The 17,865-nt window shown below is 72.7% G+C and carries 18 protein-coding genes; 9 read left to right on the forward strand and 9 right to left on the reverse strand.

Annotation, left to right across the window (positions count from 1 at the left end; genetic code table 11):
- Positions 1-25 precede the first annotated feature (25 nt).
- Genes C1J01_RS33665 through C1J01_RS33690 form a run of 6 tightly spaced genes read right to left on the reverse strand, consistent with a single transcriptional unit; the run spans position 26 to position 6,235 of the window.
- A complete protein-coding gene (locus tag C1J01_RS33665) occupies positions 26-1,081 on the reverse strand; it encodes an isocitrate/isopropylmalate dehydrogenase family protein (RefSeq protein WP_111183006.1) in 1,056 nt (351 codons plus the stop codon).
- A 25-nt stretch (positions 1,082-1,106) separates the two neighbouring features.
- Complete coding sequence (locus C1J01_RS33670; RefSeq protein WP_111183007.1) at positions 1,107-1,940, reverse strand: ABC transporter ATP-binding protein; 834 nt, start codon at positions 1,938-1,940, stop codon at positions 1,107-1,109.
- Positions 1,937-2,758, reverse strand: a complete 822-nt coding sequence (locus C1J01_RS33675; RefSeq protein WP_111183008.1) for an ABC transporter ATP-binding protein — start codon at positions 2,756-2,758, stop codon at positions 1,937-1,939. The genes C1J01_RS33670 and C1J01_RS33675 overlap by 4 nt, the downstream gene beginning before the upstream one ends.
- 5 nt (positions 2,759-2,763) lie before the next feature.
- A complete protein-coding gene (locus C1J01_RS33680; RefSeq protein WP_235854843.1) occupies positions 2,764-3,627 on the reverse strand; it encodes an ABC transporter permease in 864 nt (287 codons plus the stop codon).
- The gene (locus tag C1J01_RS33685) at positions 3,624-4,577 is read right to left on the reverse strand and encodes an ABC transporter permease (protein WP_111183009.1); all 954 of its coding nucleotides are present in this window, start codon (positions 4,575-4,577) and stop codon (positions 3,624-3,626) included. The genes C1J01_RS33680 and C1J01_RS33685 overlap by 4 nt, the downstream gene beginning before the upstream one ends.
- Positions 4,578-4,579: 2 nt before the next feature.
- Positions 4,580-6,235: an ABC transporter substrate-binding protein gene (locus tag C1J01_RS33690; protein ID WP_111183010.1), complete on the reverse strand. Its 1,656-nt coding sequence runs from the start codon at positions 6,233-6,235 to the stop codon at positions 4,580-4,582.
- 125 nt (positions 6,236-6,360) lie between these two features.
- Between C1J01_RS33690 and C1J01_RS50300 the strand changes: the two genes are divergently transcribed.
- Together C1J01_RS50300 and C1J01_RS33695 are read left to right on the forward strand one after the other, a co-directional pair.
- Positions 6,361-6,510 (forward strand): hypothetical protein, encoded by a 150-nt coding sequence (locus C1J01_RS50300; protein ID WP_181449103.1) that lies wholly within the window; start codon positions 6,361-6,363, stop codon positions 6,508-6,510.
- Positions 6,511-6,649: 139 nt separating this feature from the next.
- Positions 6,650-7,549: a MurR/RpiR family transcriptional regulator gene (locus C1J01_RS33695; RefSeq protein WP_111183011.1), complete on the forward strand. Its 900-nt coding sequence runs from the start codon at positions 6,650-6,652 to the stop codon at positions 7,547-7,549.
- A 3-nt stretch (positions 7,550-7,552) separates the two neighbouring features.
- Here the strand turns inward: C1J01_RS33695 and rocD are convergent, their stop codons facing one another.
- Positions 7,553-8,776, reverse strand: a complete 1,224-nt coding sequence (gene rocD, locus C1J01_RS33700; protein WP_111183012.1) for an ornithine--oxo-acid transaminase — start codon at positions 8,774-8,776, stop codon at positions 7,553-7,555.
- Between the two features lie 80 nt (positions 8,777-8,856).
- Here rocD and acnA point away from each other — a divergent pair, with 80 nt between their 5' ends.
- From acnA to C1J01_RS33725, 5 genes are all read left to right on the forward strand, one after another.
- The gene (acnA, locus tag C1J01_RS33705; protein ID WP_235854844.1) at positions 8,857-11,463 is read left to right on the forward strand and encodes an aconitate hydratase AcnA; all 2,607 of its coding nucleotides are present in this window, start codon (positions 8,857-8,859) and stop codon (positions 11,461-11,463) included.
- Positions 11,464-11,565: 102 nt separating this feature from the next.
- Positions 11,566-12,435: an alpha/beta hydrolase family protein gene (locus C1J01_RS33710; protein WP_111183014.1), complete on the forward strand. Its 870-nt coding sequence runs from the start codon at positions 11,566-11,568 to the stop codon at positions 12,433-12,435.
- Positions 12,432-13,103: a GntR family transcriptional regulator gene (locus C1J01_RS33715; protein ID WP_111183015.1), complete on the forward strand. Its 672-nt coding sequence runs from the start codon at positions 12,432-12,434 to the stop codon at positions 13,101-13,103. Before C1J01_RS33710 ends, C1J01_RS33715 begins: the two co-directional genes overlap by 4 nt.
- Entirely contained in the window at positions 13,103-13,612 is a 510-nt protein-coding gene (locus tag C1J01_RS33720; RefSeq protein ID WP_111183016.1) for a GDSL-type esterase/lipase family protein, read from the forward strand. Before C1J01_RS33715 ends, C1J01_RS33720 begins: the two co-directional genes overlap by 1 nt.
- A complete protein-coding gene (locus tag C1J01_RS33725; protein ID WP_111183017.1) occupies positions 13,609-15,150 on the forward strand; it encodes a gamma-glutamyltransferase family protein in 1,542 nt (513 codons plus the stop codon). Before C1J01_RS33720 ends, C1J01_RS33725 begins: the two co-directional genes overlap by 4 nt.
- 79 nt (positions 15,151-15,229) lie before the next feature.
- On the opposite strand, the gene C1J01_RS33730 is transcribed toward C1J01_RS33725, so the two are convergent.
- Both C1J01_RS33730 and C1J01_RS33735 read right to left on the reverse strand, forming a co-directional pair.
- The gene (locus C1J01_RS33730) at positions 15,230-15,556 is read right to left on the reverse strand and encodes a hypothetical protein (RefSeq protein WP_111183018.1); all 327 of its coding nucleotides are present in this window, start codon (positions 15,554-15,556) and stop codon (positions 15,230-15,232) included.
- A gap of 57 nt (positions 15,557-15,613) precedes the next feature.
- Positions 15,614-16,477, reverse strand: a complete 864-nt coding sequence (locus C1J01_RS33735; protein WP_111183019.1) for a DUF4429 domain-containing protein — start codon at positions 16,475-16,477, stop codon at positions 15,614-15,616.
- A 52-nt stretch (positions 16,478-16,529) separates the two neighbouring features.
- On the opposite strand from C1J01_RS33735, the gene C1J01_RS33740 reads away from it, so the two are divergent.
- Both C1J01_RS33740 and C1J01_RS33745 read left to right on the forward strand, forming a co-directional pair.
- On the forward strand, positions 16,530-17,111 hold the full coding sequence (locus tag C1J01_RS33740) for an HD domain-containing protein (protein ID WP_111183020.1): 582 nt from the start codon (positions 16,530-16,532) through the stop codon (positions 17,109-17,111).
- Between the two features lie 49 nt (positions 17,112-17,160).
- Positions 17,161-17,865: dihydrodipicolinate synthase family protein (locus C1J01_RS33745; RefSeq protein ID WP_111183022.1), on the forward strand; the 705-nt coding region annotated here is incomplete at its 3' end.

Genomic DNA, 17,865 nt, shown 5'->3' on the forward strand with positions numbered 1-17,865 from the left:
GGTCGGCTCGGGAGGGGAGGACGCGTCAGGTCTCGCGGCGCAGGCGTGCCGCCACGTGGGCGGCGAACTGGGCGGTGCCGAGGTTCCCGCCGAGGTCGGGGGTGCGGGTCGCCGGCTGGTCGAGCACCCGCTCCACGGCCGACTCGATGCCGGCCGCGGCCGCGATCAGGTCGTCGTTCCCGTCGCGGCGGCCTCGCCAGTCGAGCAGCATCGCGGCGGACAGGATGAGCGAGGTGGGATTGGCCACGCCCTTGCCCGCGATGTCGGGCGCGGAGCCGTGCTGCGCCTGGGCCACCGCGATGTCGTGGCCGACGTTGAGCGAGCCGCCGAGGCCGAGGCTGCCCGACAGCTCGGCCGCCTCGTCGGACAGGATGTCGCCGAACATGTTGGTGGTCACGATCACGTCGAACGTGTCCGGCCGCCGGACGAGCGCCGCCGCGGCGGCGTCCACGATCAGCTCCTCCAGCTCGACGTCGGGGAACTCCGCGGCGACCTCGCGGACCACGCGCAGGAAGAGCCCGTCGGAGAGCTTGAGCACGTTGGCCTTGTGGATCGCCGTCACCTTCCCGCGGCGTCCGCGGGCGAGCTCGAACGCCGCGCGGGCCACGCGCTCGCTGCCCCGCGCGGTGATCTTCCTGATGCTGAACGCGCTGCCGGCGTCCGGCATGAACTCGCCGTTTCCCGCGTACATGTTGCGGTCGGAGTAGAAGCCCTCGGTGTTCTCCCGGACGATGACCAGGTCCATCGGTGCGCGCAGCACGCTGAGGTCCGATCGCGACCGGCAGGGGCGGACGTTCGCGAACAGCTCGAACCGGACGCGCAGCTCGGCGGACGGGTTGAGCCCGCCCTGCTCGCGCGGCGGGTACTCGTAGTGCGACACCGGGCCCAGGATCACGCCGTCCACCTCGGGGATTCGGTCCAGCACCGGCTGCGGCAGCGTCGTGCCCTCCCGTGCCAGGCCGGCGAACCCGATGTCGGCGAGCTCGACCTCCAGGCCGAGGCCGGTCGCCGCCAGCACCTCCAGGGTCGCGGTGACGATCTCCGGGCCGATGCCGTCGCCGGGCAGTACGAGCACTTTCATGAAATCTCCTTGATCACGGCGAGCGTCACGGCGTGCCCGCGAAGGCGGCCCGCAGTTCGGCGACGCGTTCAGGCTGCCAGTTCGGCCCCGGCGCGGACGACAGCAGCATGTCGGTGTAGGGGTGCCGGGGCCGGCGCAGCACCTCAGCGGTGACGCCGCGCTCGACGGCCTCGCCCTTGTACATCACCAGGATCTGGCCGGTCACCTCGTTGACCACGGCCAGGTCGTGCGTGACGAACACGAGGCTCACGCCGGTCTCGGCGCGGATCCGGTTGAGCAGGGCGAGGATCTGCGCCTGGACGGAGACGTCCAGCGCGGACACCGCCTCGTCGAGCACGAGCACCGCCGGGTCCACCGCGAGCGCCTTGGCGATGGCGACCCGCTGCCGCTGCCCGCCGCTGAGCTCGTGGGGCCGCGAGCCGAGGTGCTTCTCCGAGAGCCCGACGTGGTCCATCAGCTCGGAGATCCGCGCCCGCACGGTGTCCTTGGCCGGGTCGGGCAGGTGGCGGCGGAGCACGTCGCGCAGCGCCGCCTCGACGCTCATGCGCCGGTCCAGCGAGCCGTAGGGGTCCTGGAAGACCATCTGGACCTCCTTGGCCCTGCGCAGCCGCGCGGCCCTGCCGCGTTCTCTCCCCTCCCGGGTGCGGCCGTCGATGACGATCGTGCCCGCGTCGGGGCGGGCGAGGCCAACCAGCAGGCGGGTGAGGGTGGTCTTGCCGGAGCCGGACTCGCCGACCAGGCCGAGCGACTCGCCCTTGGCCAGCTCGAAGCTCACGTCCTTGACGGCGACCACGCGGGCGCCGCCGCGCCGTGCCGGATACGTCTTGGTCAGGTCGCTGACCCGTACGGCCTCGCTCATGCGGACGTCTCCATGGTGTGGTCGCGGGTGTCGTCGCGCTGGGGAAGACGGGGGACGGCGTCCGCCAGCGCCTTCGTGTACGGGTCCGACGGGTTGACGAAGATCGTGCCGGCCTGCTGGTGCTCCACCACGGCGCCGTCCTTCATCACGTACACGCGGTCGCAGTAGGCGGCGGCGAGCTGCAGGTCGTGGGTGATGAACAACACGCCCATCTCCCGCTCCCGCTGCAGCCGCCGCAGCAGCGCCAGCACCTCCGCCTGCGTGGTCACGTCGAGCGCGCTCGTCGCCTCGTCCGCGAGCAGCAGGCGCGGGCCGGTGCTCAGCGCCGCGGCGATCACCACGCGCTGCAGCATGCCGCCGGACAGCTGGTGCGGATACGCCCGCAGCAGCCGGTCGGCGTCGCCCAGTCCCACCTCGCCGAACAGCGTCGCGATCCGCCGCCGCGCCTCGGCCTTGGCGACGCCGTGGACGTGCACGAGCCGTTCGGTGGCCGAGCCGCCGATGCGGCGCACCGGGTTGAGCACGGCCCGCGGCTCCTGGAAGATCATGGCGGCCAACCCGGAACGCACCTTCCGCACCACGGCCGGGTCGCCCCCGGCCATGTCGTGCCCGCAGACCGAGACGGCGCCCGACAACGACGCGCGCTCGGGCAGCAGCCGCAGCGCGGCCCGTGCCGTGGTCGACTTCCCGGAGCCGGACTCGCCGACCAGCCCCACGGTCTCTCCCTCGGAGACGTCGAGGGACACGCCCCGCAGGATCCGCCGGGGGCCTTCCGGGCTCGGCACCGACAGGTGGAGGTCTTCGATCGCCAGCAGCATGCGCGTCACGTCCTCACGGCGAGCTTGTCGGAAAGGCGGACCCCGACGACGTTGGTCGCGACGACGACGACCGCGATCGTGAGCCCCGGGATGAGGGCGGGCCCGAGGACGCCCTGGATCACGCCGGCGCGGCCCTCCTGCACCATCAGGCCCCATTCGGAGCTGGGCGGCTGCGCGCCGAACCCGAGGAAGTTGAGCGAGGCCAGGCTCATCAGCCCTTCGCCGAACAGCACCACGAGGTAGCCGACCAGCGTCGGCATCAGGTTGGGCAGCAGGTAACGGGCGATGAGCTGGACGCCGCCGACGCCCTGCAGGCGGTAGGCGTCGACGTACGGCCGCGCCAGCTCCTCCAGCGCGATCGCCCGGGTGAACTTCGCGATCAGCGGCGCGAACGCCAGCCCCATGCCGATGACCGCCGTCGCCGGCCCCCGGTCGAAGACCGCGATGACGAGCACCACGAACAGCAGACCGGGGAAGGCGAACATGACGTCGGTGATCCGGGCGAGCACGGTGTCCACCCAGCCGCGCCGCCAGGCGGCGACCACCCCGATGAGCACGCCCAGCACCGTCGCGAAGGCGAGCAGCGCGATGGCCCCGAGCAGGCTGGGCCGCGCGCCGTGGATCACCCGCGACAGGATGTCGCGGCCGAGCTGGTCGGTGCCCAGCCAGTGTCCGGGGCCGGGCGGCAGCCAGATGGCGGAGAAGTCCGTGGCGTCGGGCTCGTACGGCGCGACGAGCGGCGCGAACACCGCCGCCGCCACGGCCACGCCCAGGATGGCGATGCAGACCCGGAACGTCCACGGGGAACGCCTGCGCCGGCCGGCGAGCGGCGCCGCCGCGGTGCGCGCGCTGATGCCGTCGATCGTCACGATCCTTCACTCCTCACGAGGGTCCGCGCGTCGAGGAGCGGATAGACGAGGTCCACGAGCATGGTGACCACCATGTACGCGAGCACCATGTAGAGCAGGATCGCCTGCACCACGGCGAAGTCGTGGGTGTTGATCGACTCCACCAGCAGGTTGCCGACCCCGCTGATGCCGAAGACGCTCTCGATGACCGTGGTCCCCGCGAGCATCCCGGCCAGGGTCAGCCCGCACATGGTGACGACCGGGCCGAGCGAGTTGCGCAGCACGTGCCGGGTCACGATCGCCCAGGTGCCGAGCCCGTAGCTGCGCGCCGCCTCGACGTGGTCGAGCGTCTGCTGCTCGACCATGGTCTGCCGGGTCACCCGGCTGATGAGGGCCAGCGAGCCGAGCGCGAGCGCGACCGCGGGCAACGTCAGGTGCTGCAGCCGTCCGGCGAATCCGGCGCCCTCGCCGGCCACCGGGAACCAGCGCAGCTGCACCGCGAACACCGACACGAGCCCCAGCGCCACCACGAAGTTCGGGACGGAGTTCACGAACGTGGTGCCGCCGGTGATCCACGCGTCGGCCCGGCCGCCCCTGCTCAGCGCCGAGACGACGCCCAGCGAGACGCCGAGGACGACGAACAGCACCGTCGCCATGCCCACGAGCGTCAACGTCACCGGTAGCCGCGACGACAACAGGTCGGACACCGGCTGCTGGTAGTAGAACGACGTGCCGAGGTCGCCGTGCAGGATGCCCTGCGCCCACAGGGCGTACTGCACGAACAGCGGCTGGTCGAGGTGGTACTCCGCGCGCACCGCCGCGATCCGCTCCGGCGTGATGTTCTCCGGGTTGCCGATCAGGAACGTCACCGGGTCGCCCGGCGCCGCGTAGATGGCCACGAAGATGACGAACGAGCTGATGGCCAGGGTGAGCACCATGGCGCCGAGCCGTCGCAGGAGGAGCGCCGCCATGCTTACTCGCCCTTCGCCCCGAGGTCGGCCGCCCACGGGTAGTTCCGGAACGCGCCGGAGGCGGGCACCCCGGTCACGTCACCGGCCAGGACGACCGTGGTCGGGCTCTGCACGACCGACAACCACGGCATCGCCTCCGCCCACCGCCGCGCCAGGTCGATGGCGAGGTCGGCGCGCTTGGCGTCGTCCAGCTCGGCCTTGGCCTTGGCCACGAGGGCGTCGTACTCGGGGTCCTTGAGCACCCACTGGACGGTCGAGTCGGAGGCGCCGTTCTTGTAGAAGCCGACCGGGTCGTTCTTGGAGATGAAGTAGTCGTCGGTGAACAGGTCGGCCTGCTTCCTGAACTCCGCGTCGCTGTAGTAGTCGCCGTACTGCTGGGGCGGGATCTGGATGATGCGGGCGTCCAGGCCGATCTTCTTCGCGGCGTCCACGACCGCGTTGGCGATCACGTCGCGCCCGGTGGTGCCGTCGCTGGCGACCACGATCTGCTGGGTGGCGCCGGCCTCGGCGACGAGCTTCTTGGCCGCCTCGATGTTCTGCGGAGTGGGCTTGGCGGGCGCGCCGGCGGCCAGCTGCTCCGAGGCCGCGCGGAACTTGGCGGCCTCGTACCCCCACGCGCCGGGGCCCACCGGCTCGGCGGCCGGCACGCCGAGACCGGCGAGCGCGGCCCGGGAGACGCCGTCCCGGTCGAGCGCCAGCGACAGCGCCTTGCGCAGCCGCACGTCGGCGAGTCCGCCGCGCTCGGTCACCATCGAGTTCCAGACGCGGGTGTCGGGCCCCTGGCTGACGGTCGTGTTCGGGCCGCCGGCCAGCCGGGTCGCCGAGGCGATGTTCTCCAGGTACGCGCCGTCGGCCTCGCCGGTGAGCAGCGAGTTGACCACGGCGTCGTCGTCCGCCCACCGGATGGTGAGCTCGCCCGTCTTCGAGGCGCGCTCCTGGTTCCAGTAGTTCGCGGCCTTGGTCAGCACGATCTGCCGCCCGGATTCCCACGCCTTGAGCTCCAGCGGGCCGGTGCAGGCGTCGTCGCCGCGCGGCGTGCCGAAGGCGTCGCCCTGGGACTCGACGGCCTGGCGCTCGAGGACGACGCCGCCCGTGCCGGCCAGCGCCTTCAGGAACACGGCGTCGGCCTGCTTCATCGTGACCGTCACCTCGTTCGGGCCGGTCTTGCGGACCTCGCTGACGTTCTCGTACTCGTCGGACTCGTTGGCGCCGTCGGCGGCGTGCCGGTTCATGCTCCACACCACGTCGTCGGCGGTCATCTCGTTGCCGCTGTGGAAGCGCACCCCCTCGCGGATGGTGAAGACGAGCGTCTCCGGCGTCTTCCACTCGTACTTCTCGGCGAGCCAGGGCTTGATGGTCAGGTCGGGTTGCGACTGGACGAGGCGTTCGCAGACGTTGCCCATGACGGTGTCGGTGGTGGCGCCCGCGGCGTCGTTGTCGAGGTCGAGGGTGGCCGGCTCCTTGGGCATGAACCAGGTGGCCTTGTCGAGCGGGCCCGTGGCGGCGGGCGTGCTGTCGACCAGCCGCACGTTCTGTTTGGCCTGCTGGGCGGCCTGGGACGGCGAGACGGCCGCGCCGCCGCACCCGGCGACCAGCGCGAACGTGGCGCATGTGGCCGTGCCGGCGGCGAGCCGGCGGGAAAGTCGCTGCTTTGTCATGACGGTTCCCAGTGATCTAGGGGGGAAGGAGGGTCACCGCCCGGCCCTCGTGCGCGCACCACGGTCGTAGTCGTGACTACAAGTGGACGCCGTGGCACGGCAGAGCAGGCTGGAAGGGGTTTGTCGTGGCCCGGTCGACGGGCCGCAGCGGCATGCGGGCGGTCCCGGCGGCGCGGGTCACGCGGGCCGGACCGAGCTGCGGATCGTTCGTGGACGGGGCCCGGTGGAACGCGACCGGGGCGCGGGTCCCGGCCGGCGGCGCCGACCGGTCGTGAGCTCATACTCTGGTAGGGATCCACCCCCAGACGGCGCGCGCCGTAGCCGAAGCTGTAGCGGAGCCTACGATTGACGGGTTTCGTAGTGGCAACTACGGTGCGACATTAGTCATTACGAGAAGAAAGTCAACCCCCTGCCGTGAGCCGCAATCAGCCCGGAGACAACCCGTTGCGCGAGCAGATCGCCAGCAAGCTGGACGAACTGCCTCCCGCGGAGAGGCGTGTCGCCGAATATCTGCGCGACCACGCGCACGAGATCATCTTCGCGACCTCGGGCGAGATCGGCGCCGCCACGGGCACCAGCGACGCGACCGTGATCCGCACGGCCAAGGCGCTGGGCTACTCGGGCCTGCCCGGCCTCAAGCGCGAGGCCGGCCGGCAGGCGATCGGCGGCACCCGGCCGTCGGCACGGCTGCGCAGCCGCATCGACAAGGCCGGTCAGGAGGCCGGGTCGCTGATGGACCACGTCTTCACCGAGGCCACCGAGCGGCTGCTGGAGACCCGCAGGCTGATCACGGAGGACGACTTCGTCGCGGCCCTCGACCTGCTCATGGGCGCCCGCGAGATCGTGAGCTTCGGGCTCGGCCCCTCCGAGATGTGCGCCCACTACCTGACCCTGCGGCTGCGCCGCCTCGGCCGCCACGCCCGGCTGATCAACAGCACCGGCTTCCGGCTGGCCGATGACCTGCTGGGGCTGCAGAAGTCCGACGTGATGGTGCTCTACGTGCCCGGCCGGCTCTTCAACGACGTGTACGTCCTGCTCGACCACGCCCAGGAGGTCGGCGCCCAGGTCCTGCTGTTCTCCGACGCGCTGCTGCCGGTGCTGGCCGACCGGGTGACCCTCACCCTGACGGCCGTGCACTCGGGATCCGGCTACACCGGTGAGGGGCTCAGCGCGCTGCTGCTCACCGACTGCCTCGTGCTGGGCCTGGCCGCGCGCGACCGCGACCGGGCCACCAGCACGTCGGAGCTGCTCAACTCGCTGCGCGCGTCGCTGACCGAGCCGCGCAAGCGCACCACCCGGCGCACCCGGAAGTGACGCTCACCGCCGGCGGACGACCTCGTCGATCGCGTCGAGCGCGTGGTCCAGGTCCGCCTCGCCGATGACCAGCGGCGGGGCGATCCGCAGGGTTCGGCCGTGCGTCTCCTTGCACAGCACCCCGCGGGTCATGAGCGCCTCGGCCGCCTCCCGGCCGCCGAGCCCTCCCGGCGCCAGGTCCACGCCGACCCAGAGCCCGCGGCCGCGGACCTCCTCGACGCCGTGGCCGACCAGCGTGGCGAGCCTGGCGTGCAGGCGGGCGCCGAGCGTCGTGGCCCGCTCCTGGTACTCGCCGCTCCTCAGCAGCCGGACGACGGCCAGGCCGACCGCGCAGGCCAGCGGGTTGCCGCCGAACGTCGAGCCGTGCTCGCCCGGCCGCAGCACGCCCAGGACGTCGGCCCGGCCGACCACCGCCGACACCGGGACGATGCCGCCGCCGAGCGCCTTGCCCAGGGTGTAGAGGTCGGCCCGGACGCCTTCGTGGTCGAGGGCGAGCACGGCTCCCGTACGCGCGAGGCCCGACTGGATCTCGTCGGCGATCAGCAGCGCGCCGGCCTCGTCGCAGAGCCGGCGAGCCTCGGCGAGATAGCCCGGCGGTGGCACGATCACGCCCGCCTCGCCCTGGACGGGCTCCAGCAGGACGGCCGCCGTGCGTTCGGTGATCGCCGCCGCGAGCGCGCCGGCGTCGCCGTACGGAACCACCACGAAACCGGGCGTGAACGGCCCGAAATCGGCCCGCGCGGTCTCGTCGGTGGAGAAGGAGACGATTGTGGTGGTGCGGCCGTGGAAATTCGACGCGGCGACCACGATCTCGCCGGTGCCGTCGGGGACGCCCTTGACGCGGTAGGCCCACTTGCGGGCGACCTTGATCGCCGACTCGACGGCTTCGGCGCCGGAGTTCATCGGCAGCACCATCTCGGTGCCCGTCAGCTCGGCCAGCTCCCGGCAGAACAGGCCGAACCGGTCGTGGTGGAACGCGCGTGAGGTGAGGGTGACGCGGCCGAGCTGCTCGGTCGCGGCGGCGACGAGCGCGGGGTGCCGGTGGCCGAAGTTGAGGGCGGAGTAGCCGGAGAGCAGGTCGAGGTAGCGGGTGCCGTCGACGCCGGTCACCCAGGCGCCCTCGGCCTCGGCGATCACGACCGGCAGGGGGTGGTAGTTGTGCGCGCTCCATCGTTCGTCGAGCGCGATCAGGTCGGCGGGGGTGGTGGGGCTGTACGCGAGCGTCATGCGCGACAGGTTATAACCTTGCTCTGCACTAGCTAGGTTATAACCTCCATCCGGGCGCCGATCATGAGGAGATGTCCCCCGTGCCTGACCCGTCTGCGCTGAGATCGCGCGCCCGGCTCGACAGCTTCGGCGTCTTCGGCGAGTTGTCCGTGGGCCCCGCCCGCCACCGCGTCGCCAGGATCGGCGAGCTCGTCACGCCGCGCATGCCGTACACGATCCGCGTCCTGCTGGAGAACCTGCTGCGCCACGAGGACGGCGAGCGGGTGACGCGGGAGCAGATCGAGGCGGTGCTGGCGTGGGGATCGGGTGGGCCGGCCACGGTCGACGTGCATCCGTCGCGGGTGTTCCTGCACGACACCAACGGCGTGCCGGCCTTCGCCGACCTCGCGGCCATGCGCGACGCCATGCACGCCATCGGCGGCGACCCGGCGGCAGTGAGCCCGCGGATCCCCGCCGAGCTCGTGGTCGACCACTCGGTGATCGCCGACGTGTTCGGCTCGCCCGGCGCGCTGGAGCGCAACGTCGAGCTGGAGTACGAGCGCAACGCCGAGCGCTACCGGTTCCTGCGCTGGGCGCGGTCGTCGTTGCGCAACGTCCGCATCGTCCCGCCCGGCAAGGGGATCATGCACCAGATCAACCTGGAGCACCTCGCGCGCGTGGTCGTGGCCGACGACGGCTGGGCCTACCCCGACCTGTGCGTCGGCACCGACTCCCACACCACGATGGTCAACGGCGTCGGCGTCCTGGGCTGGGGGATCGGCGGCATCGAGGCCGGGGCGGCGATGCTCGGCGAGTCGCTCAACATGCCGCTGCCGCCGGTGGTGGGCGTCCGGCTCACCGGCGCGCTGCGGCGGGGCGCCACCGCGACCGACCTGGTCTTGACGATCACCGAGACGCTGCGCTCGCACGGCGTCGTCGGCGCGTTCGTGGAGTTCCACGGCGAGGGCGTGCGGGCGCTGTCCCTTCCCGACCGGGCGACGATCGCGAACATGAGCCCGGAGTTCGGCTCGACGTGCGCGTACTTCCCGGTGGACGAGGAGACGATCCGCTACCTGCGCTTCACCGGCCGCCCGCCCGCGCACGTGGCGCTGGTCGAGGCGTACGCGAGGGCCCAGCGGCTGTGGCACCGGGCCGAGCACGCGGCCGACTACACCGAGACGGTGGAGATCGACCTCGGCGCCGTCGAACCGTCGGTCGCCGGGCCGCACCGCCCCCAGGACCGGGTCCCGCTGTCCCAGGTCCGGCGGCGGTTCCGGGAGGCGGCGGGAGATCTGCCGCCGTCGGACGGGTTGCCCCACGGCGTCGTGGGCATCGCGGCGATCACGTCCTGCACGAACACCTCCAACCCCGCGGCGATGGTCACGGCCGCGCTGCTGGCCCGCAACGCGGTCCGGCGCGGGCTGCGCAGCAGGCCGTGGGTCAAGACGACCCTGTCGCCGGGGTCGCGGGTGGTGACCTCCTACCTCGACGCCGCCGGGCTCACGCCGTACCTGGAGGAGCTGGGGTTCCACCTGGCCGGGTACGGCTGCATGACCTGCATCGGCGCCTCCGGGCCGCTGGTGGCGCAGGTGGGGCAGGCGGCGCGCGACGACGGGCTCACGGTGGCCGCGGTGCTCTCCGGCAACCGGAACTTCGCGGGCCGCATCAATCCCGATGTCCGGCAGAACTACCTGGCCTCGCCGCCGCTGGTCGTCGCGTACGCGCTGGCCGGCACCGTCGACACCGACCTGACGTCGGACCCGCTCGGCCACGCCCCCGACGGCAGCCCCGTGCGGCTGGCCGACGTGTGGCCCGCGCCGGAGGAGGTCGCGCGGGTCATGGAGAGCGCGATCACGCCGGAGATGTTCACCGCGGCCTACCGCGACGTGTTCGCCGGCGACGCCCGCTGGGAGAGTCTGGAGCAGCAGGACGGCGACCGGTTCCGCTGGGATCCCGACAGCGACTACCTGCGGCGCCCGCCCTTCTTCGACGGGATGTCGCCCGAGCCGGAGCCGGTGACCGGCATCGAAGGGGCGCGGGTCCTCGTGATGCTGGGGGACTCGACCACCACGGATCACATCTCGCCGGCCGGGGCGATCCCCGCCGACTCCCCGGCGGGCCGCTACCTGCGCGAACGCGGCGTCGCCCGGTCCGAGGTCAACACCTACGCCTCGCGGCGGGGCGACCACGAGGTGATGGTCAGGGGCGCCTTCGCCAACGTACGCCTGCGCAACCGGCTGGTGCCGGACGTGGAGGGCGGCTACACCGCGAGCTTCACCGAGGGCGGCCGGGTGCGTACGGTGTACGACGCCGCGATGGCCTACCGCGCGGCGGGCACCCCGCTCGTCGTGCTCGGCGGCGCCCAGTACGGCACGGGCTCCTCGCGTGACTGGGCCGCGAAGGGACCGGCGTTGCTCGGCGTACGCGCCGTCCTGGCCGAGTCGTTCGAGCGCATCCACCGCTCGAACCTGATCGGGATGGGCGTGCTGCCGCTGCAGTACCGGCCGGGCGAGAACGCGCGGAGCCTGGGCCTGACCGGCCACGAGGTGTTCGACATCACGAGCCCGGCCGGCGCGGCGACCGTGACGGTGCGGGCGGACGGCAAGGAGTTCGAGGCGGTCGTCCGCCTCGACACCGACCGGGAGCGCGAGGTCCACCGCCACGGCGGCATCATGCGCCTGGTCCTCCGCCGTCTCCAGGACCGTTGACGGCTATAGGTTATAGCCTGTAGCTTCGCGACGTGGTGGTCTGTCCCGGGGTCGCCCTGCCGGAGGCGGCGTGACACCATCGCGATGACAAGGAAAGGGCAGATGCGCGACGTTCCGCGGGAAAGCTCCGCCAGACACTTCTTCACCGGCGCCACCACGGCGATCGCCTGTCAGATGGATCAGCGGTTCAGCTACCGGCTCTACATCCCGGAGCGCCGGGAGGGCGACCCCGAGCGGTACCCGCTCATGGTGGTCCAGCACGGCACGGCGCGCACCGCGACCCGCTACCGCGACGCGTTCATTGGTTTCGCCGAGGAGCAGCGCGTGGTCGTGCTGGCGCCGTACTTCCCCGCGGGCATCATCGACCCGGACGACCTGCACAACTTCAAATACCTGGAATACCGGGGCATCCGCTTCGACCTCGTCCTCCTCGCGATGGTGGACGAGGTCGCCCGCCGGGTACCGATCGAGACGCGGCGGTTCCTGCTGCACGGGTTCTCCGGAGGCGGGCAGTTCGCGCACCGTTTCCTGTACGCGCATCCGGACCGGCTGCGCGCCGTCTCCATCGGCGCTCCCGGCCGGGTGACGCTCATCGACGACACGACGGAGTGGTGGCTCGGCACCAAGGACTTCGTGTCGATCTTCGGAAAGGGCCTCGACGTGGCCGAGATGCGGAACGTCCGCATCCAGCTCGTCGTGGGCGACCAGGACGTGGAAGGCTGGGAGATCAACAACCCGCACGACTCCAACTGGCGGCCGGGGCTGGCGGAGCAGGGCGACACGAGGATCGAGCGACTGCGCACACTCCGGCGGAACCTGGCGGAGCACGGCATCGACACCCGGTTCGACCTGGTCGCGGATGTGGGACACCAAGGGGTGAAGGTGATCGGTCACGTCGCCGACTTCTTCCGATCCGTGCTCAAGGAACCGCCGGGCGGCGATGCACCGGCCCGGCACGAGGTGCACAGATGACCACTTTCTCCAGGAAGAGCGACTTCGCCTACGAAGCGCTGCGCAACCGCATCCTCTCCCACGAGTACGGCCCCGGCACGGTGCTCAACCAGGCGATGCTGGCCCGCGACCTCGGCATCAGCACGACCCCGCTGCGCGAGGCGCTGCGCCGGCTGAAGTCGGAGGGGCTCGTGGAGCTCGACGCCCACCGTGACGCCCGGGTGACCGACCTGTCCGCCGAGGAGGCCCGCGACCTGCTGGAGATGCGGCGGGCGTTGGACCCCCTTGCCGCCTCGCTGGCGGCCGAGCGGCGCGCCACGGCCGACATCGCCGCCATGCGGGCGGCGTTCGCGGAGCTCCAGCCGCTGTCCGACCGGCCGGAGGTGGTCGACCTGGTGGCGCACCGCCGTTTCCACCGCGCGGTCTACGTCGCCTCGCACAACGAGCTGCTGATCGGCACCCTCGACGGCCTGTGGGACAAGGCGGACCGCTACCGCCTGGTCGGCCTGGAGGAGAAACGCGACCAGGCGCGGCGCGACGAGACCGCCGCCGAGCACCAGGCGATCCTGGACGCGGTCGTCGCCGGCGACGCCGCCACGGCCGCGGAGGTCATGCGCACGCACATCCGCAGCAGCCTCGGCGCGAAGGCGCTCTCGCGGCTGTCGGGCCGGCCGGTGCAGGCGCGCTAGTGGCCGACGTCATGCTCTTCGGCGACAGCATGCTCGCCCGCTTCACCAAGGACCGCATCCAGCATCTCGAACGCGAGCTGGGCGGCACGGCGACCGTCTACAACTGCGCCGCCGGCGGATGGGACAGCTCCGACGGCGTGCGCCGGGCCCCGCTGCTCGCCCGCTACGACTGGGACGCGGTCGTGCTGTCGTTCGGCGCCAACGACTGCGCGCCGTGGAAATGCGTGCCGATCGAGCGGTTCGCCGAGAACGTCGCCGCCATCGCCCGGGCCTTCGCCGGCGCGCGCCGGGTCGCCTTCCTGCCGCCGGTGATCGACGAGAGCGCCCGCCATCCGTCACGGAGCAACCGCGTGCTCGACACCTACCGCGAGGTGCTGCGGGCGTCCGCCGACGCGTGCCTCGAGACCGACCTGATCCTCACCGGCGGCCTCGAAGCCGACGGGCTCCACCTGACCGCCGACTCCTACACCACCCTCATACCGGCACTCGCCGAGGTGATCCGCGCATGACACCCACCACGTTCGCCGTCGCCTCCCCTCACCACCTGGCGACGCAGGCCGGCGAGGACACGTTCCGCGCCGGAGGCAACGCCATCGACGCCGCGATCACGGCCGCCGCCGTGCTGACCGTCGTCTACCCGAACAACACGGCGCTGGGCGGCGACCTGGTGGCCCTCGTCCGCACCCCGGACGGCGCGGTGCGCTGCGTGAACGCGACCGGTCCCGCCCCCGCCCGCCAGACGCTGGAACGCCTGCGCGGACTCCACGGGGACGAACTCCCCATGCGCGGCATCGACACGGTCACGGTGCCCGGCGGGGTCCGCGGCTGGGCGTCGCTCAGGTCGTTCGGCGCGCGCCTGGAGTGGGCGGCCCACTTCACCGCCGCCATCCGGGCCGCCGCGGACGGCGCACCTGTCGGCCGGTCCCTCGGCGCGGCGATCGCGGAGAAACGCGACGTGCTGGCGGCGGACCCGGGCTGCTCGCAGGTGTTCCTGCCCGGCGGCGTTCCCCTCGCCGAGGGCGATCCGCTCGTGCAGCCGGCGCTCGCCCGTACGCTGACCGAGCTGCAGCAGGGAGGGCCGGACGCCTTCTACCGCGGCGCCCTGGGCCGGCGCCTGGCGGCGGGGCTGGCCGGGCTCGGGTCCGTCATGACGCCGGACGACCTGGCGGCGTTCGAGCCGGAGATCGCCGAGCCGCTCAGGGGCGAGTTCCGCGGCCACGAGGTGATCACCAGCCCGCCCAACACGCAGGGGTTCGTCCTGCTGCGCGCGCTCGACCGGCTGCGCCGCCTCGGCGACCCCGCGGACGTGCTCGGGGCGGGCGCGGGCCGGCTGGCGGCCGTCTTCGCCGCGGCCACCGCGGTACGCGACCACCTGCTCGCCGACCCCAGGTTCGCCGAGGTGGACAGCGCCGAGCTGATGAGTCGCGACCTGCCCGTCGAAGAGCGGCCGGCGGGACCGGCCAGGGTCGGCGGCGACACGGTCGGCATCTCCGCGATCGACTCGGACGGGTACGCCGTCTCGCTCATCCAGAGCGTCTACAACTCGTTCGGCTCGGCGGTGCTGGAGCCCTCGACCGGCATCCTCATGCAGAACCGCGGGCGGTCGTTCTCGCTCGACCCGCGCTCGCCCAACGTGGTCGCGCCGGGCAAGCGCCCCCGCCACACCCTCATGCCCGTCCTGGTCACCAGGGAAGGGCAGGTCAGGTGGGTGAGCTCGACGATGGGCGGGCATGGGCAGCCGCAGATCCACACCCAGCTGCTGCTGCGGTCGATGGCGGGGGAGCCGCCCGCCCAAGCGGTGGACGCGCCGCGGTGGATCGTCGGCGTGCAGGAGAGCGGGGACACCAACGAGACCGTGTACGTCGAGGGCGACGTGCCGTCCGAGACCGCCCGGTCGCTGGCCCGCCACGGGTTCGTCGCGAAGCCGGTGCCGCCGCACGACGAATGGCTCGGCCACGCCAACCTGATCGCCGCCGGCCCCGGCGGGCGGTTCGAGGCGGCCAGCGATCCCCGCTCCGACGGCTCCGCCGTCGTGGGGCGGCGGTGATCGCTCAGATCGGGCGTTCTGTCGTGGGGTGGCGGTGATCGCTCAGGCCGGGCGTCCGCTGTGGGGCGGCGGTGATGCCTCAGGCCGGGCGTTCGTCGACGCCGACGGCGCTGACGCCGGTGGTGGAGCGGCCGCCGCAGTAGCCCTGCGACTCGCCGTGCCGGCCCGGCAGGACGGTCACCCAGCCGCCCATCACGTCGGGCGCCCGACCGCAGACCACCACCGCCCGGAACATCCACGTCCGGTCGGTGGGGTTGGCGCAGGAGGCGATGCCGAGCCGGCTGTCCTGGGCGTGGACGAAGGTGTCGCACCTCAGGTGGCCGGCCGCCGCTGGCCGGGCGGGCAGTGCGGCAGGCAGGAGCGCGACCGCCCCGGCCGCCGCCGCGATGCGCATCGCCGTGAACATGTGCCCTCCAGGGATCGCTACTGTGCGTAGTCGATCGTACGCCCGCGGGCAGCGGGCTCACGACTCCTGGAGACGCCTGATCATCGCCTGCTTGGCGGTCGCGAACTCCTCGTCGGTCAGCACCCCGGAGCGGTGCAGCTGCCCCAGCTCGCCCAGCCGGCGCAGCACCGCGTCGTGCACGTCGTCGGACACCGGCGCCGGCGCGGCCGGCAGTTCCGGCGTCTCGCGCGGCAGGCGGGCCAGCACGGCGGCGGCCACCAGGGCCGTCGCGCCGCCGTAGCGCTGGATGCTCCACGCGACGCAACGCACGTCCTTCTGCGGCGGCTGCGGCGGACGGGCCTCGCCCTTGACGCGGAAGCGCAGCGTGCCGTAGTTGAGCGCGGACTGCGGCCGCCACTCCACCCCCACCAGGTCGGACAGCGGGAGCTCCTGCGGCCCGGCCTTCTCCTTGTCGGTGGTCGCGAAGACCGTCCACTCCAGCCGGACGCGCTCGCCGTCGAAGGTCGCGGTGCCGTCGCCGGCCGTGGCCGAGACGGGCACCTGGGGGATCGGCACGAGATAGTCGTCGCAGGGGCCGCTCGGCGTCTGGTAGACGCGCAGGGTGTCGAGGATCTCGTCGGCCAGGTATTCGGCCGCGCCCGCGCGGTCCTTCGGCACGGCCAGCCGGTACGGGTCGGCCGGCGAACCGAGCGCCCCGGCCACCACGTCGGAGAGCGCGTCGGCGCCCTTGCGCAGCCGCAGCCGCAGGTGACCGCCCTTGCGGGCCGGCTCGAACGTCACCCCGGCGATCGCCTCCAGCGGCACCCGCACGTCGCCGAGCGTCCGGCGGAGATCGTGGACGTCCTTGCCGCTGCCCGGAACGATGCGCAGCACTTCTCCATCGAACGTCCAGGAACCGTCGGGAACGGCGATCTCAGCCATATCCTCACCCTAGGACAGGCTCGGGACAGCATCACACCGACGGAGGAACGCGATGGAGACCTTCACGAGCTGGCCGTCCTGGGCGCACGCGGAGGCGCACCTGGGCCGGGCGCTGCCGCCGTCCACCGTCGGCGACCTGGGCCGGGCGGTCGCCTTCGCCGCCCGCGAGCACGGCGCCCAGCAGCGCCCCACCGGCCGCCCCTACGTCGAGCACCTGCTGGAGGCCCTGGAGGTGGCCGTGGCCGGCGCCGGGCTGAGCGAGCGTGACGTGCTGGTCGCGACCGTGCTGCACGACGTGCTGGAGGACACCCCGTGCACGGAGGAGGAGCTCGCGCGCGAGTTCGGCCCCCGGGTGGCGGAGACGGTGCGCTGGGTGACCCGGCCGCCCGGCGCGGCGAAGGCCGACCACCTGGCCGCCCTCGTCAGGGCGCCACGGCAGGCCGTGCTCGTGAAGCTGTCCGACCGGGCGAGCAACGTGCAGGAGTTGCAGCGGATGCCGTGGCGCTTCCAGCGCCGCTACTACGCCGAGACCGTCGCGTACGTGATGCCGCTGGCGGGGATCCACCCGTGGTTCGCCGAATGGTACGCACGCTGGCGCGACCGCTGGCGCCACGTCGAACGCTGGCCCGCGTAGTAACGGCCGCGCCCGGCGTAGCCGACCGACCTCGAACTTTGGAGCGCGTATGAGACTGTCCGGTGTGATCCCGCCGGTGTGCACGCCTTTGACGGCCGAGCGTGAGGTGGACGTCGGCTCGCTCGTTCGGCTGGTGGACCATCTGCTCGGTGGGGGCGTGGACGCGTTGTTCGTGCTCGGGTCGTCGTCGGAGGTGGCGTACCTGACCGACGGGCAGCGGCGGACGGTGCTGGAGACCGTGGTCGGGCATGTGGGCGGGCAGGTGCCGGTGCTGGCCGGGGTGATCGACATGACGACGCCCCGGGTGCTCGAACACGCCCGGCCAGCGGTGGCGGCCGGGGCGTCGGGGCTGGTGGTGACCGCGCCGTTCTACACGCGGACGCATCCGGAGGAGATCCGCGTGCACTTCCGGACCGTCGCCGCGCGGGCCGGGCTGCCGGTCTACGCCTACGACCTGCCGGTCTCCGTGCACACGAAGCTGAGCGCAGACCTGCTGCTGGAGCTGGCGGAGGAGGGCGCGCTGGCCGGGCTGAAGGACTCCAGCGGCGACGACGGCGGCCTGCGGGAAGTGATCATGCGGCGCCGGCCGCCGTTCAGCGTGCTCACCGGGTCGGAGGTGACCGTCGACTCGGCGCTGTGGATGGGCGCCGACGGCGTGGTCCCCGGGCTCGGCAACGTCGACCCGCAGGGGTACGTCGAGCTGTACCGCCGCGCCCGCCGGGACGACTGGGCGGGGGCCAGGGCCGAGCAGGAG

It is taken from the genome of Nonomuraea aridisoli (assembly GCF_003236395.1).
Taxonomy (GTDB): Bacteria; Actinomycetota; Actinomycetes; order Streptosporangiales; family Streptosporangiaceae; genus Nonomuraea; species Nonomuraea aridisoli.